Source organism: Calditrichota bacterium, assembly GCA_016867835.1.
Taxonomy (GTDB): domain Bacteria; phylum Electryoneota; class AABM5-125-24; order Hatepunaeales; family Hatepunaeaceae; genus VGIQ01.
On record VGIQ01000014.1, the window covers coordinates 19,664 to 35,983 of the forward strand.

The window sequence follows — 16,320 nt, forward strand, 5'->3', positions numbered from 1 at the left end:
CTCTTCATTTCTTGGTCGGCTCTTTGGCGGCTTCGACAGGGACGTCATCCTTCAGGATGCGAGGCGTGATGAAGATCGAGAGGTCGGATCGTTCCTTGTGATCGACCTGATGGCGAAAAAGCGGCCCGATCAAGGGCAGCGAACCTAACAGCCAGACGCGCTTCTCTTCCCAGATTTTCTGGTCGCGAATTAGCCCGCCGATGACCGCGGTTCCGCCGTCGCGCACTTCGATGCGGGTATCGGCCTGGCGGGTCGATATGAGCGGGAGGCGGCTGCCGCCGCTTTCCAGCCACCCGGTGATCTCCTCGACCTGAGGTTTCAGTTCCAGCATAATCCGGTCGTTATGGAGAATGTGCGGCACCACTTCCAATTTAATCGGGACGGTGCGCTCGGTGAAGGTGATCTGCGCACCGGCGGCTCCGCCGGCGCCCGAGGTTTGACTGATCCAGGTGGTGAGTCCGACGGAGATCGTAGCGGGTTGATCTTCGATGGTGGTCAGACGGGGTTGGGAGAGTAGTTTCGACCGGTTCTCGCGGAGCAGAAGTTCCAGAGTGACGTTGAACTGGGTCGTTGCCAGCGAGCCGAACTGGACGGCTCCACCGGTCGCAGCATCGATTGCTCCGCCGAGATTCCACTCGGTGCGTCCCTGATAGTTGCCTTGTGCTTTGAGCAATTGCTGCCAGTCGATGCCCATCTGCTGATCGTCACCAAGGGTGGTCTCGACGAACTGGACGTCGATGGCGATCTGACGCACCGGACGGTCGAGGCCTTCGATCAGTTCGAGAGCGCGCTTGATATTGGGCGCGCGGTCGGTGATGAGCAGAATGTCCGAGCGCGCCAGCGCGCCGGCGCCGGTGCTGGCGGCGCCCCCTTTGGCTCGGGCATAGACGTTGGCATTGCCCCATGGCGAGAGGACTCGTGCCGAGTCCACCGCGCGCTTGATGTCGCTGGCATCGCTGAACTTCAACTTAACCAGTTGGGTCTCCATTCCGAAGCCGCGACCTTTTTCGAGTGAATCGGGCGCTGAGACCAGCAGGATGTTGTCGAAGACTTGATACTGGTAGCCCTTGGCGCGGAGGATCGCGTCAAGTGCGGCTCGGAGCGTGACTCCGGAAAAGCGTAGCGATACGACCCCCATTGTGTCGGGGCCGATGATCAAGTTGAGATCGTGCTGCCTTGCCAGGAGCCGTAGGATGTCGGTGATCGCGCGTCGTGAAACTCGACCGATTCGACGACCCCGTCGAGGATGTTGTCGGTGGCGGAAGCCGGTTTTGTAGCGGCAAGGGCACCCAGCCCCGAAGAGAGGAATAGGTTCCAGGCAAAGATGAACCGAAACAGGCATCCCCGGTGATACCGGAGGCGCTCCATCAGTACGCCCGGAGAGGCCAGGCAGCGTCCAATCATTGCGCGCCTCCGCCCCAGGTGAGGGTATAGGAGCGTCCGCTCTTGGAGAGCCAGACCCGGTCGCTGTCGATCCGTTCCACGATCATCCCTTCGATTTCATCGCCCACCCGGACGATGCGCGAGTTTATCAGGGCGTATCTATCCCGCCCTTTGACGGATATACCGCCGAGTTTCATTCCGGCGACCATTTCGGCGTCGTCGATATGACGCTGCACCTGCACGAACGGGTCGCGGCCCCAATTGGCAAAGACGACCGGATCGCGGCGGGGGCGTTTGGGTGCTTCGACAACCGGAGTTGCAGGCTCGCTCCCGGCCGGGGCGGAGGGGCCAGCTCCGCCGAGTGGCACACCGGGCGCTTGAGGAGGCGCTTTGGCGGTATCTGCTGCCGCTTCCGGCGGAGGATCGGGCTTCTTCCAAATGAACCGGTAAGGGTCGTCGATAAGAAAGTAAGCCGCCGCCGCGCCGATAAGGGCGATCATTATCTTCTCGTTCTTCTTAATCGCCACCGGTCTGCCGTCTAAAGGTGAACATAAAGAAAGAGCCGCAACTTGCAATCGAGCATCGGGTAGCGATTGGGGATGGGGAGAATCCCCACATCCGCAATGGTCATATTGAACGGCAGGTCGGCCACGCCGTCGAGCATCCGTCCGAGATCGAGATAACGCCCTTCGAACTGGACGTTGAGCGGTACCTGCATCACATGCCGGCCGCTCATTTGCGCTCCCGCCTTTTCGAGGGCGTAGAGTTCAAACAGCGAAGGTTTCATATCGAGCAGCGTCAGGTTGTTATTGCGAGCAGATTGAATGATGGCTTGCGCCAGTTCGACGATCTCGGTGCGGGGGGGAAACCTCGAGTCCCAGACCTTGGTCTCGGCTTCGAGGTCTTCGATCTTCAAATTGAGCGCAGCGGTCTGAATCTTGTAACGATTGACGGCTGCAAGGGAGTCCTCCTGGCTGGATAGCAGGACTTCCTTTTCCTTGGTAGCGGAGGCGACCGGGCCGTAGAGGAGGAAATACCAGGCAACCACAGCGCCAATCGCCATCACCCCGGAGAGGATCAACTCCTCGCGGGGACCTAACTTAGCCTTGGTCAAAGCCACTTTACGCGCCTCTCATGCTATATTCCACAGAGGATGCGAAAGCGGAGTCTGCCGTTGGCAAGAACGGCTACCGAATCGACGGCGACATCACGAAAGTGGCCGGAGTTTTCGAGGGTAAAAACGAAATCGACCAGTTGGACATCGGTCAGGCGGCCCTGAGGGTAGAGGTTGCCTTCCAACTCGAGCACCCTACCGAAGATAGGTCTCTTGCTGATCCTGGCTCGAACGCTGTCGTCGCCGGCTGTGAGCGGGCTTCCGAAAGCTGAGGAGAACGACGTCAGGATGTCGCCGATGTTGAACCCCGCAGGCTCGTCGGGAGACTTGCTCTTCTTCGTATTGGAGGACTTCTCTTCGACCTCGGGGACGAAGAGGGTCTGCATCTGGACGAGGTAGATGTTATCCGGCACGAGGTTCGAGATGGCCTTGAGGTAACGCGGAATTTCAGGTTCGCCGATGCGGATCGACTCGAAGTCCTGGCGGCGTTCGGCGAAAGCTCGGGTCAGGTCCTGAACTTGGGCTTCGGCTTCGAGGAACTGGCCGCGCACCTTATCGAGGTCGGCGATCTCGGCGTGGACCTTCTCATAGTCTCGCTCGACGACAACGCTGCGGCGGAGGGCGCTTGCGTAGAACAGCGTCAGGAGTCCCATCAAGCCGAGCAGGATCGGGGTGATGACAGCGCGGGCGGCCTTTAGTTTCAGTTGGGTTTTGAGCGCAGCCGGGAGGATGCTGAGCGACTTGCCGTCGTCGAGTCCGACGGCGAGCGCCGGCATATAGACCGGGCCGGCTTCGGAAGCCGCTTCCATCACCTCGGAGGCGCGGCTGCGATGGGCTTGAAGGCGCGAGAGGGGGCTGCCGACGATGACGTCGAGGCCGATATTCTCGGAGAGGAACTCAGGCAGTCGCTTAAGTTGCGAACCGCCTCCGAAAAGGAGCATCTTGCTGACCTCAGCACCGCTCCGGTCGCGGCGATAGACGTCGAGGGAGCGGTTGATCTCGGTCGAGAGCCGTTCGACGACCGGGCGGAGGATGACCGCCGCGCGCATCAGGGCAGTATCGCGGTCGCCGGGGAGCCCGATGTCGATCTTATACTTTTCAGCCTGCGGTTCGGTCAGTTCCTCGCCGCTCGGGCCGAGCGGAGCGCCGGTCAGAGCGGCGGTGAAGTCGTCGCCGCCGCTGGCAAAGGTTCGGGCGAAGATCAACGTAGAGCCTTCGAGGATGCTTATCGCAGTCTTGGCGGCTCCGATGTCAACGCAGAGGACAGCGCCCGGACCGGTTGGAATGCCCGCATAGTCGCGCACCAGCGCCCGGTTTGCGGCCGGCGCGGCGGTTATGGTCGAGGGGACGAGTTCGCTCTGCTCGAGCCAACTCATCCGCTCGTTCAAGACCTTGCCATCGACGGCGAGGATCTCGAGTTCCTGTTTGCCTTTTTCCTTCGGGTTCCAGCCGCGATGAGCGACTTCGCAGGTGTCGAGCGCGAAAGGGAGGTCTTTCTTGATCTGGAACTTGATGGCATTGGCCAGTTCTTTGGCGGCGCCACCGGGGACGCTTACGCGCCGGACGACCGACGAGCGGTCGGGGAGGATGGCGCGCAGTTCGGCTTTCTTAAGGCGTGAAGACGGCAGCAGTTCGCCGATCAGTTTCGACATCAGCAAGCCGGACCCGCCTCCGGCTTTGCGCATTCCGATCGGAATGGTTCGCTGATCGAGCGCGACGATCTGCAACGTCGTTCCGGAACGCACCAGTTCGACGACCTTTACGGCTGCGCTTCCGATGTCGAGGACAAAGATGCGTTTGCCTTTGGCACCGATGTGCAGGGGTGGTTTTTTCTCTTTGGGAGGGGAGGCTTTCCCGGAAGTTGGCGGACTATCGGACTTGGGCGACCGGCGCGGCTTCAACTGCCGTTCGACCTTCCGCCAGAGGTCTTGAAGCGGGGAACTGTGAAGGAGCATCTCGAGTTCGGCGGCGTTGAACTCGGGAGCATCCTCGATCTTCTTGAGCGGCCCGGGTTCGGAAGGGGGGCGAGGTGGTTCCAGAGGCTCGATCCGAATGGGCTTGCCACCAACGGTAGGGGGCGGCTCAGGCGTGGGAGTCGATGGCGGGGTGCTGCGAGCCTTCCTAAGCAGTTCTTCCAGTGCCGAACTGGTTGGGCGCGGGGCAGCGGATTGTGCAGCCTCCGCGACTTCGTGAAGTTCTTCGCGAACGACATTCGGTTCCGGGGTGCGAAACCGTGCGACGGCGACGGGCGCCTCGGGAGACTCGACCGGTGCGGTTGTTTCAGAAACGCCTGGTGCTCCACCTTCTGCGCCCCGTCCGCTGCGAATGATCTCGAGCAGGCGGTTGGTGGCCAGTTCGCGCTGCTCATCCACTGAACGCCACCTCGCGCGATACGACGGTCTGGACGACGTCTTCGTCCACCCAGGGGCGATCGGTGCGGAGCATCTCGATGATGCAGTTATGGCAGAGGTTGGTGATCCGGCGCGGATAGCCGCGCGTTACCACGAAGACCTCTTTGTAGGCTCCGTCGGTGAAGAGCATCCGTTGGCCGTCCCACCCGGCCTGGCGGAGGCGGTACTCGATCATTTCCCGGGTGTCGGCTTCGTTCAGCGGATTGAGCATATAACTGGTCGTGATCCGGTCTTCGAAGTTGGGATTCCGGTTCAGTTTGGGCAGGAAGTCAAGTTGTGCGAATATGACTAATTGCAGTAATTTGAATTCGTTAGTTTCGTAGTTCAAGAGGTTGCGAAGCGACTCGAGGTAGGTCGGGGTCAGGTTCTGGCCTTCGTCGATCACGAGCACCACGATCCGGTTCTTTTCGACGCCCTGCTGAAAGAGGTAGGTCTCGATGGCGTTCTTGCACTCGAGCACCGATCTCGCCCGGGTCTTAATCCGGAAAAGATCGACGATGTTGCGCATGAAGGCGTATTCCGAGGGGAAGATCGGGTCGAGGATGAGGCCGAAGCGGTAGCGCTCCTGTTCCTGCCGGAAGAGTTGCAGGAGGGTGCGGGAGAGCGTCGTTTTGCCGGTTCCAATCCGGCCCAGGACAACAGCCAGACCGCGCCGGAGGCGGATGGCGATTTCGAGTCGGCTCAGGCACTCGGTATGCTCGGTCGAACGGAAGAGAAAGCGCGGGTTGGGCGACGAAGCGAATGGCTCTTCGCGCAGACCGATCAGGTCATAGTATTCCATCGTTCTTCCGGGCGACGATCTCCCGTATCGGAACGCTGCGGCGGCGCAGTTCGATAATCTTCTCGAGGTCGCGCAGGGCGTCTTCGCCGAAGATGCGGTAGTTCGACCGCTCGGCGCGGGCCGATTCGCGGATCAGGCCCAGTCCGATGTAATAGTTGATGGTATGAATCGACAGCCCGGTGCGCGACGCGAGGTCGCCAATCAGGAGCACGGACACCAAGTTCTACCCCCGTGTGTGTGACGCGAGGCTATTCGGGAATGGACTTCGGTTAAGCCGAAGCCGCGGGGAGAGAGCTCCCGGGAACTAAGTCTAATCTACAATTATTTGCAAATAAAGGAATTGCGTGAATTGTCAACAACGTCCACTCTATACCTGTAGAGTAAAGTCGATTTTAATATAGGAAGCCTCGAACTTCCTGTCAATAGTAGTGGTAGAGTGTGGCAACTAAAGTTTAATTCCCTGATCCAGCGATAGCCGTTTGCAGTTTTCACCACTGGGGTGGAAGCCAATTGTGCGGTCAGATGTCCTCATCTGACCGCTCCGCCGTCGGATGGGGACATCCGACGGCACACTTACCGCCGGATTAGGGTTCAATTTCAGGCTAACAGCGATGTAGGCTGGACTCCTTTAGAGAGCCAGTTGCGCACCCAATGGGACAATAGCGGTTGAGGCGCAATATTTTTGTGCAAAAAGTGGCTTCAACTATTGACAAGCCTTACTCTTGGCAGTATCTTGTCCTCTTGAGAGTTTCCATACCGCGCGAAGTCGGCCGGGCAGCCGTCTGCGCCCGCCACTTTGGGGTTCGTCTTTGAGGGGACGTGCCCGTCCCATTGTCACTTCAGAGCCTGCGTCGTGCATGCTCGAGTTCCAAGTTTGAGTGCCACCGGCACGACGGGTCATTAGTTTCATAGAATCATCACAGCGAATGCACACTTTCTCGGAGGTTGCAGAATGAAACGTGTAACTACAGAGGTTGGATTTGCGCGCATTCTCGGCGCGATGTTTTGCGTCGCCCTCCTGGCGATGCCGGCATCAGCCGGGTTGACGGTCGATCCTCAAGCCATCGATGCCGAAATGAACACCGGCGAACTGCAGGAGTTCAACATCGATTTGATGAATGACGGGGACGCGCAGATTAACTGGCGGACGGACATTGAGATCATCCGCGAGCCGAATCAGCGTCGGGACGCACTGGGCCGGAGGCTGCGCGCCGCCGGGCTGTTGGACGATTTCGTCTTCCCGCGCCCTGACGGTCGAGTCCCCGCCAGCACCGATCCGTTCTGGGGGAACGGGGCGAACGGCGCCGGAATGGCAATGCTGGACTTCGTCCGGCGGGGCGGCCCGCGCCGCGATCCGCCCGAGTCGCGCTATGCCCTCTTCAAGGAGGTGGGCGGCTGGGGCGACCAGATGGAGCAGATGTGGGGGCAGTTAGAAGCCAATATGACGCAGTTCAACAGCGGTCAAATGGGCAACTTTGCCATCGACGACTACGATGTCATCTGGATTCGCGAGTATCAGTCGGACCAGTTCAACACCGCCTGGAACAACAACCGGGCCCGGTTTGAGGAGTGGATCGACGCCGGCGGCGTCCTCTATCACGGCACCGGGACCAACAATTGGGGTGTCGCGCCGGTCAGTCCGGGCGGAATCACCCGTGTCGCGCAGCAGTATTCGGGGATGGGCATCGTCGATATCAGCAACGATCCCAACGCCGATAACTACAGTTACTTCGCCGAACTTTGCAACTGGCAGGGCCGTAACCAGTTGCCCGGCAACTCCTGGACGCACTCGGCGTTCCGCGCTGACATGTTCCAGAACATGGAGAACAGCGACTGGTGGCAGTCGATCGCGCATTTTAACGAGAACAATGCGCTCCTCGGCGTCGTCGTTTACAACTTTGGCCGCGGCTGGTCGGTTGTATCGGGCACCACCGACAGTCACCAGTATGTGAACTGGGCTCAACAGGGCATGTGGGGCTGGGCACTGCCGCGGCTGGCGCTCTACCTCGACTATCTCGCCAACCTTACCCGTTGGGTCGAGACCAATCCGGACGAAGGAGTGCTCCAAGGCGGAGCCAATTCGGCAATGGCGATTATCCTGAATGCCGAAGGCGCGCTGGACGGCGAGTATGCCGCCGATGTGCACATTCTCTCGAACGATCGGGAGAATCCCGACATCGTCGTTGCGGTTACCCTTCTCGTTCATGGCGCATCCGACATTGCCGCTCGTTGGGGCGCCGATTTCGGGTACCCCGAGATGATCAACTGGAACGGCGGATTCCGCGACGTCTTCGTCGGCGGAAACTATGCGGTTCCGGTTACGATCACCAACACCGGCACGGCGGCCCTTGAAGTGGGCGAAATCCAGTTCGGCGACGGCGAATTCTCCGCCGAACCGGCGCAACTCAACCTCGCGCCGGGGCGCCGGGAGGTGGTCAATTTGATCTTCAGCCCGAGCGACGCTTACGAGGTCGAGTCGAGCGTGATCTTCTTCAACAACTCGGCGGTCAATCCCGAGTTCACGGTCAACTATCACGCGCGGAGTTTTGCGCCGCCGGCGGTGGAGGTTAATCCTCAGGCTATCGAGGACGAACTTAACACCGGCGAACAGAGCGAGCACGTCGTCAACATCTCCAACACCGGCGACGCCGCTCTCGTCTGGGAATCCTACTTCGTCGGTATTCGCGAGCCGGGCGCCCGGCGGGATGCCTCGGGGCGGGAAATGCGCGAAGCCAACGGCGCCGGTCCGCAGCGCGACGATCCGGGCGACGTGCTGCAGGAGTTCGATATTGAATTCCCCGGCATCACCGGTCTGGCGTGGGATCCCGACAATGAAGTGATCTGGGGAATGTCGCATAATGAACCCCCGGCGATTTTCGCGTTCAATCCCGAGAACGGCGAGATCATCAACCGCTTTGACCTCGGCGATGTCCGCTACGTGGACCTGACCTATCGCGATGGCCGCCTATACACCAACGGCTGGCAGCGCGATCCGCAGACCATTCACGTATTCGACCTGGAAGGCAATCGGGTCGAACAGATCGAGGCTCCGGTCAACATGTGGCGCGGCCACTTCACTATAACGGATGATCACTTCTTCATTCGCATGGAAGAGGGCTGGGAGAACTCCGATGTGATCCAGGTCTTCACGTTCCCGGACTTTGAGGAAGTTGGACGGATCCCGGATGCCGAGCAGACCGGCGATCAGAGCACCGGCCAGATAATGTGGGTTGAGGCCGACCGGAGCGGTCAACTCTGGGTCGATGGCGGCGACCAACTCTATCAACTGAGCGTTGACGGCGGTTGGAATTGCGATGTGGTGCAGAGTTTCAACGTCCTTGCGGGCCGCAACAACCGCTCGGGACTGACCCACGACAAGTATGACATCTGGCGTGCGCCTTATCGTCTCTGGGAAGACCGTCAGACGGTCGTCCAGCGGATCGACGACGGCATCGCCGAGTCTTACTGGGTAGTCTGGGAGCCGACCGAGGGCGTGCTTGACGCCGGCACCGACGTCGATGTCTTCGTCACTCTCGATGCGACCGGACTGCTCGATTTCGAGTATCAGGGTGAACTGCGTATCGTCACCAACGACCCGCAGAATCCCGAAGTGGCGGTGTCGATCAGTCTGCTGGTGCACGGGGCGCCGGATGTGGCGCTGGGCTGGGAACTCGGGCAGGAACAGAACCTGATCGACTGGAACGCCTACCACGAAGACCTCTTCACCACCGGCACCTACGGCGTTCCGGTGCAGTTGACCAACATCGGCACCGCATTGCTCAATGTAGAGAGCATTGCATCCGCCAACGAGGTCTTCTACTGCGAACCAGCCGCGCTCGAACTCGAGGCTGGCCAACGCACCGAACTGATGTTCTTCCTTCATTCCGATGATGATGGCCGGCACGAAGGCGAGATGATCATCACGTCCAACGATCCGGGCAATCCGGAGATAGCGATCAACCTGCTCGGGATTACGCTTTCGCCGCCCATCATTGTCGTCGATCCGCAAGCGATCGAGGATCAACTGAACACCGGCGACATCAATGAGCACGTGGTCAACATCGCCAATCAGGGCCAGGCTCTGCTGCGCTATGAGATCTCGCATGAGATCATCCGTGAGCCGGAAGGGAATCTCCGGCGCGACGCGAGCGGACGCGAACTCCGCAACGCGGACGGCGGTCCGCGGCGCGACGATCCGGGCGACCTGATTGCGCAGTTCAATCAGCCGCAGGGCGCCGGCGCCAACATCTACTGTTCGCCGGTGGGCTACGACCGGGAGAACGACCTGGCGTTCATCACCGTTTACAATAACCAAATCCTCTCGGTCTATACCCACGACAACTACCAGAACTTCCGCGAAGTTCGCCGCTGGCAGGCGACCCTGCCGATGGACGGCGGCTTCTACGAGGGCGTGGTTTACATCTGCAACCTGAACCAGCCGACCCAGGTCTGGCGCTTCGATATCAATGGCAACAACATCGGCAACATGAACGCCGGCATCAATGCCTACGGTATCGCGTTCGACCATGAGGAGGGCTGGTGCTTCATTAAGGAGCAGGCGAACAACCAGCCGATTCAGGTTTATCAGATGGACGGGAACAACCTGGGCCAGCGCATCGGGACGATCAACAACTGGACGCAGCATGCAGCCAACAATGTGAACGTCTATGCACTGGAGTGGGTATCGAAGCATCCCGACGGGCAACTCTGGATCGGCCAGGGCGGTCTCAACAACAACGGGAACCAGAACGTCTATCAGGTGCACATCAACACCGAGAACTGGGCGTCCGACGCAGGTGTGTTGAACTTCCAGGCGGGCATCACCCAGCCTTACGATGCGGTGATGCACGACGGGCACAACCTCTGGGTCGGCGGCTGGGGTCCCGGCAACATCCGCATCTACGATGACGGCGTTGTCGAAGCCTACTGGCTCATCTGGGATCCGCAAGAGGGCGAAATCGAGTCCGGTGGCGACCAGAACGTCGTCGTTACCCTCGATGCAACCGGCTTGATCGGCGGCGACTACGAAGCCGATATGCACTTCCTCTCCAACGACCCGGCCAATGCCGATGTCGTGCTCAACATCCTGATGCATGTTACCGGTGTTCCGGTCGTCGATGTTAACTGGCCGGCCGGCATCGGTTATCCCGATGTGATGGACTGGAACCGCGCGTTCCAGGACATCTTCTCTGGCGGTCCTTACGACATCATCGCCCGGGTGGTCAACGTCGGAACCGACGACCTGCAGGTGAGCGACATTACCTGCGACAACGACGCCTGGTCGTTTGACCCCGTCGAGTTTGCACTCGCACCGGGCGCGCGGCAGGATGTGGTCTTCACCTTCAATGCGCCCGAACCGGGTGAGTATGACGGAACGGTGACGGTCCACTCGAATGCACCCGCGAATGATGGGCAGTACAATGTGGCAGTATCGGCTGATGCCAGCATGCCGCCGACGATCGTGGTCGATCCGCAGGCAATTGAGGATGATCTCAACACCGGCGAAATGTCCGAGCACGTAGTCAATATCGCCAACGACGGCGATGCGCTATTGCGCTGGGACACGGACGCCGAGATTGTCCGCGAGCCGGACGGCGCCCGCCGTCGGGACGATCTGCGGGCACGCGGTCTGCGTGCCGCCGAGGGGATGGAGCAAGTCGCGCAGGTGAATCCGTTTGCCGCGATGCGCGTCGTTCCGGCTACCAACGACCCCATTTGGGGCGACGGCTCGGTAGCGCTGCCCGAAGGCGCTGCCAACCTGCGTCCCGGCGTCAACCGCGGTGGACCTCGTCGCGACCCGCCTGAATCGCGCTTTGCGCTCTTCAAGGAGGTTGCCGGTTGGGGCGACCAGATGGAAGCTATCTGGCAGGAACAGGGCGCCGATATGACCCAATACAACAGCGGTCAGATGGCGAACTTCCCGATTGAGGAGTTCGATGCGATCTGGATACGGGAATACCAGTCCGACGCCTTCAACACCAACTGGAACAACAACCGGGCGCGCTTCGAGGAGTGGGTCGATGCCGGCGGTGCAATCTACCACGGCGTCGGCACCAACAACTGGAACGTCGTTCCGGTTCATGTCGGTGGTCTCCGCCGGAACCAGCAAGGCGACGGCAACGGTGTTGTCGTTGTCACCAACGATCAAGGTGCCGACAACTACAACTACCTTGCTGAGTTGATGCAGTGGCGGGGTGGTGAGGTGCTTCAAGGCAACGCTTGGAGCCACGCCTCTTACACCCGTCAGAACTGCGACGACATCGAGAACAGCGACTATTATCAGGCTATCGCCGTCGGTCAGGGTCCACAGCCGGATCGGATCGGGGTGGTGGTCTATAACTATGGTCGCGGTTGGGCGATTGCCACCGGCACAACCGACAGCCACCAGTACAACAACTGGCGCGGCCAGGCCTGGTTCTGGGGCAACGCCCTCGCCCGGCTCATTTGGTATCTCGACTACCTCGCGAACTACAACGCCTGGTTGTCCTGGGATCCCACCGACGGCGAGATCGAGGCCGGCGGCGACCAGAACGTGGTCGTCACGCTGAACGCCGAAGGTCTCGTGGAAGGCGACTACGAAGCCGTCTTGATGTTCCTTTCGAACGATCCGGCGAACCCGCAGGTCGATGTCAACATCCTCCTGCACGTGACCGGCGTTCCGGTTATCGAAGCGGTTTGGGATCAAGCAGCCGGCTTCCCGGACATCATGGACTGGGATCGCTGGGATGCCCGATTCCCCGACCTCTTCACCGGTGGACCTTACACCATTCCGGTCACGGTGCGTAACGTCGGCACCTCGCTCCTTCAGGTTGAGAGCATCAACAGCGACCACGACTACTTCTCCGCCGATCCGAATGCCTTCGAAGTGGCTCCCGGCGAACGGTTGGTCGTCAACTTCATCCTCAACGCTGAGGAGAACGGCGAGCATGCCGGCACAATGACGTTCACCTCGAACGCCGACAACAACGATGACATCGCCATTCGGGTGCACGGAACGACGACCTCACCGCCTGAAATCGTGGTTGATCCGCAGGCGATTGAGACCGATCTTATAACCGGCGAGTCGGAAGAGCACGTCATCAATATCTCCAATAACGGCGAAGCGCTGTTGCGCTGGGATACGGATGTCGAGATCGTGCGTGAGCCGGAGGGCGGTCTGCGCCGCGACGCCAGCGGGCGCGAGTTGCGCGACGCCGAAGGCGGACCGCGCCGTGACAATCCGGGTGACTTGATCGCCCAATTTGCAGGGCCGAATCAGGTGAACCAGTATTGGTCGCCGGTCGGCTACGACATGGACAACGACCTCGTTTTCCTCGCCAGTTACACCAACAGCCTGATCGTCGTCTATACCCACGACAACTACCAGAATTTCCAGGAAGTTCGTCGCTGGGCGATGCCTAACCCGATGGACGGCTGCTGGATGGACGGGGTGCTCTACTCCAACCAGCACGGCCAGGCCTTCCTGCACCGCTGGGATGCTAATGGCAACAACCTCGGCAACTTCAACGTCGGCTTCACCTTCTACGGCGTTGCCGCCGACCAGGACAACCGCCGGATGTTCTTCCGCGAGCAGGTCGCCCCGAACTACGACATCCGGGTCCACGAGGTGAACGACCAAGGCCAACTTGGGCAGCGGCTCGGCTCGATCAGCAACTACCTGCAGTTCCTTGACAATCAGATCATGTATCAGATTGAATGGGTCTTCCGTCATCCGGAGGGTCAGTTGTGGATCAGCCAGTCGAACATTCAGCAGATCCGCCAGATCCAGGTGAATGAGGAGAACTGGCAGGCGATTCAGCGGGTGGTGTCGTTCGCCAATGGCGGCGCCAACCAGCCCTACGACGCTGTCGTCCACGACGGCCACAACCTCTGGCAGGGTGGATACGCGCTTGCCAACTTCCGCATCTACGATGACGGTATGCAGGAACTCTACTGGCTGATGTATGATCCGCAGTCAGGCGAAATCGAAGCTGGCGGCGACCAGAACATCGTCGTTACCCTCGATGCAACCGGGCTGATTGGCGGGGACTACGAAGCCGTCCTGTCGATCTTCTCGAACGACCCGGCGAATCCGCAGGTCGATGTCAACATCCTGGCGCACGTTCGCGGTGCCGCAGCGGTTCAGACGAACCCGATTGCGCATCCGATGGATAATGCGCCGGAAGTGTTGAACTTCGCCAACACCTACGTGAACGGCCAGTCGCAACTGCGGGTGGTCTTGACGAACAGCGGAACGGAAGCGCTCCGGTTCGAAGGCGTAGAGATCGACAACCCCGATGAATTCGGGACCGATCTCGACGTCGATATTGAACTGGCGCCGCGGGAGCAGACCAGTTTCTACCTCCTGTTCCATCCGCAGGACATCGGCCAGCGCGAAGGCCGCATCACCTTCATCTCGACTGCCGAGAATGTCGATGACGGCCGGTTCTGGTTCGATGTTCAGGGTTTAGGCCAGACGCCGCCTGAAATCGGAACCGTTCCGGGCGATGACGAGTGGGTTCGCGTCGTTATGCAGATCGAGGACGATCCGGTGACGCGCCCGCTCCTGATTCGCAACCTTGGTGGAGATGGTGCCGACGACCTTCGCTGGGCCATCGACATCGAGGAGATCGAGCAGGAGAACGGACGTCGCCGCGATGCATCAGGCCGCGGTTTACGCAGCGCCGAGGGCGCTCCGCGCCGCGACCCGGATGCGTCGTTCCTCTTGATTCAGCAGACCAATCCGTGGGGCTGGAACCTTGAGAACGACTTCCGCGCAGTCCAGGGGTTGCAGTATCGCCGGGTCAACACACCCGATCAGATCGACAACCTCAACCTCGACGACTACCAGGTCATCTACTTCGGAAACTACGAGTCCGATGCCTGGACGCAACTCTACAACCAGCGGCTGGCACGGGTCGCGGAGTGGGTTGATGGCGGCGGTGTTTACTACATGTGCACCGGCACCAATAACTGGGGCGTCGCCCCGGTTCACCCCGGCAACCTGACCCGGCAGGCGCAGGTCTATGAGAACGTGGGTCTGACCGTTCCGGAGCAGGAAGACAACTGGCTGATGGACTATCTGAACTGGGACCCGAATCACGCCATGAACGGGAACTCGTTCTTCCACGCGGTCTATCAGCAGAACGCCCTGAACAACATCGAGAACTCGGATTGGCTGCAGGTGATCTTCATCTCGCAGCAGGGCCGGGTTCCGGTGATGGCTGTCTATCAGTACGGCAACGGGTTCTGTCTGGTGTCGGGCTGCACTGACGGCTTCCTGCAAGCCAATTTCAACCGCGACGGTGAATGGGGTCAGGCGATGGTGCGCGGCGATCATCTCCGCTACCTCGACTTCCTGGTCACCGAGGTGAATCGTTGGCTTACCGTTGAGCCGAATGAGGGCGTGACCGCACCCGGTGGCGAGACGGAAGCAACCCTCCTCTTCGACGCCTCCGATCTGGAAGACGAGCAGGAGTACTACGCCGATCTCCTGATTACCTCGAACGATCCAGTAATGCCGCTGGTAACAGTCCATGTCCAACTGCGGACCGGTCTGCCTGACTTGCGGCACTTCGGATTCGAGGAGACCGATGCCAACCACAGCCTCCTGGTTGACGACGTTTCGATGGATGACGAGACGGTTCCCACCGGTTGGGAAGTCGGTGTCTTCTCGCCGCGCGACGTCTGCTCGGGCGCTATGGTCTGGATCGCCGATGGCGAGCCTCAAGGCTTCGCGGCTTGGGGTGAGGAAGGTGGCAACGGCCAGTTCCGGAACGGTGAGACCCTCGTCTTCCGTCTCTGGGACGATGCCGCGGATGAGGAGCATCGCACCCGCGCCACCTATCATGAAGGTCCGTCGGTCTATACGGCTAATGCCTTCTCCTTCTTCTCGCTGGCGGTGGCGACGTCGCGCGATCTCCGGGTGGACTTCACCGCCAACTGGAATCTGATCTCGATCAACGTCGTCCCCGACCGGGCGCTCTGGACGCGCAACGAAGGTCCGGATGTCATTCGGATGACCAACCAACTGCGTCGCGATCAGAACAACCATCGGGTGGTGCTGATGAAGGACGAACGGGGTCGTTTCTACAACCCGCGCTTCGGCTTCAACAACATACCTTACTGGAACCTGACCGAGGGTTACCAGGTGAAGATGGATGAGGCGTTCTCAACGGTTTGGACCGGTCAGCCGATCGCGCCCAACGCCGATGTTCCGATCTCTACGGGCTGGAACTTTATCGCCTACTTCCCGGACTACCAGCTCAGTGCTGCAGCACCTAACTTCTACGTAGTGTCGCCGATCATCGATCACGTGCTGTTGGCGAAGGACGTCGCGGGCCGCTTTATGAACCCGCGCTTCCGGTTCAGCAACATGCAACCGTGGCGGGAGACGCAGGGCTACCAGATCAAGGTCGATGCCGACGTGACGCTGAACTACCCGGCCCCGCAGCAGATGCAGGCTTCGGTAGGCGGCGGTGCGGCTCAGCCGGGGGCCGGCCACTGGGCCGAGATGCCTTCGACGGGTCACAACATGTCGTTGCTCGTGACTTCCTTGGGCGGCCTGAAACTCGAGACCGGCGACCAGGTTGGTGCGTTCAGCCCGTCGGGTCGTCTGGTCGGTGTTGGGACGTCGGTGGAAGGGCAGTTTG

General features: G+C 60.3%; 7 protein-coding genes. 1 reads left to right on the plus strand and 6 read right to left on the minus strand.

Annotated elements, in window-relative coordinates:
- Nucleotides 1-4 precede the first annotated feature (4 nt).
- Genes FJY67_02870 through FJY67_02895 form a run of 6 tightly spaced genes read right to left on the minus strand, consistent with a single transcriptional unit; the run spans nucleotide 5 to nucleotide 5,909 of the window.
- The gene (locus tag FJY67_02870; protein ID MBM3328400.1) at nucleotides 5-1,342 is read right to left on the minus strand and encodes a hypothetical protein; all 1,338 of its coding nucleotides are present in this window, start codon (nucleotides 1,340-1,342) and stop codon (nucleotides 5-7) included.
- Nucleotides 1,343-1,400: 58 nt separating this feature from the next.
- Nucleotides 1,401-1,910, minus strand: a complete 510-nt coding sequence (locus FJY67_02875; GenBank protein ID MBM3328401.1) for a hypothetical protein — start codon at nucleotides 1,908-1,910, stop codon at nucleotides 1,401-1,403.
- 11 nt (nucleotides 1,911-1,921) lie between these two features.
- The gene (locus tag FJY67_02880) at nucleotides 1,922-2,503 is read right to left on the minus strand and encodes a hypothetical protein (GenBank protein MBM3328402.1); all 582 of its coding nucleotides are present in this window, start codon (nucleotides 2,501-2,503) and stop codon (nucleotides 1,922-1,924) included.
- Nucleotides 2,504-2,520: 17 nt separating this feature from the next.
- Nucleotides 2,521-4,869: a hypothetical protein gene (locus tag FJY67_02885; protein MBM3328403.1), complete on the minus strand. Its 2,349-nt coding sequence runs from the start codon at nucleotides 4,867-4,869 to the stop codon at nucleotides 2,521-2,523.
- Nucleotides 4,862-5,689, minus strand: coding sequence for a transposase (locus tag FJY67_02890; protein MBM3328404.1), 828 nt, complete (start codon nucleotides 5,687-5,689; stop codon nucleotides 4,862-4,864). The genes FJY67_02885 and FJY67_02890 overlap by 8 nt, the downstream gene beginning before the upstream one ends.
- Complete coding sequence (locus tag FJY67_02895) at nucleotides 5,676-5,909, minus strand: MerR family transcriptional regulator (protein ID MBM3328405.1); 234 nt, start codon at nucleotides 5,907-5,909, stop codon at nucleotides 5,676-5,678. Before FJY67_02895 ends, FJY67_02890 begins: the two co-directional genes overlap by 14 nt.
- Nucleotides 5,910-6,641: 732 nt before the next feature.
- Between FJY67_02895 and FJY67_02900 the strand changes: the two genes are divergently transcribed.
- A partial coding sequence (locus FJY67_02900) for a choice-of-anchor D domain-containing protein (GenBank protein MBM3328406.1) occupies nucleotides 6,642-16,320 on the plus strand: 9,679 nt, incomplete at its 3' end.

Coding starts and splice junctions, on each gene's coding strand:
- FJY67_02870 (MBM3328400.1), bottom strand. CDS start 1,342: ATGCCTGTTTCGGTTCATCTTTGCCTGGAACCTATTCCTCTCTTCGGG.
- FJY67_02890 (MBM3328404.1), bottom strand. CDS start 5,689: ATGGAATACTATGACCTGATCGGTCTGCGCGAAGAGCCATTCGCTTCG.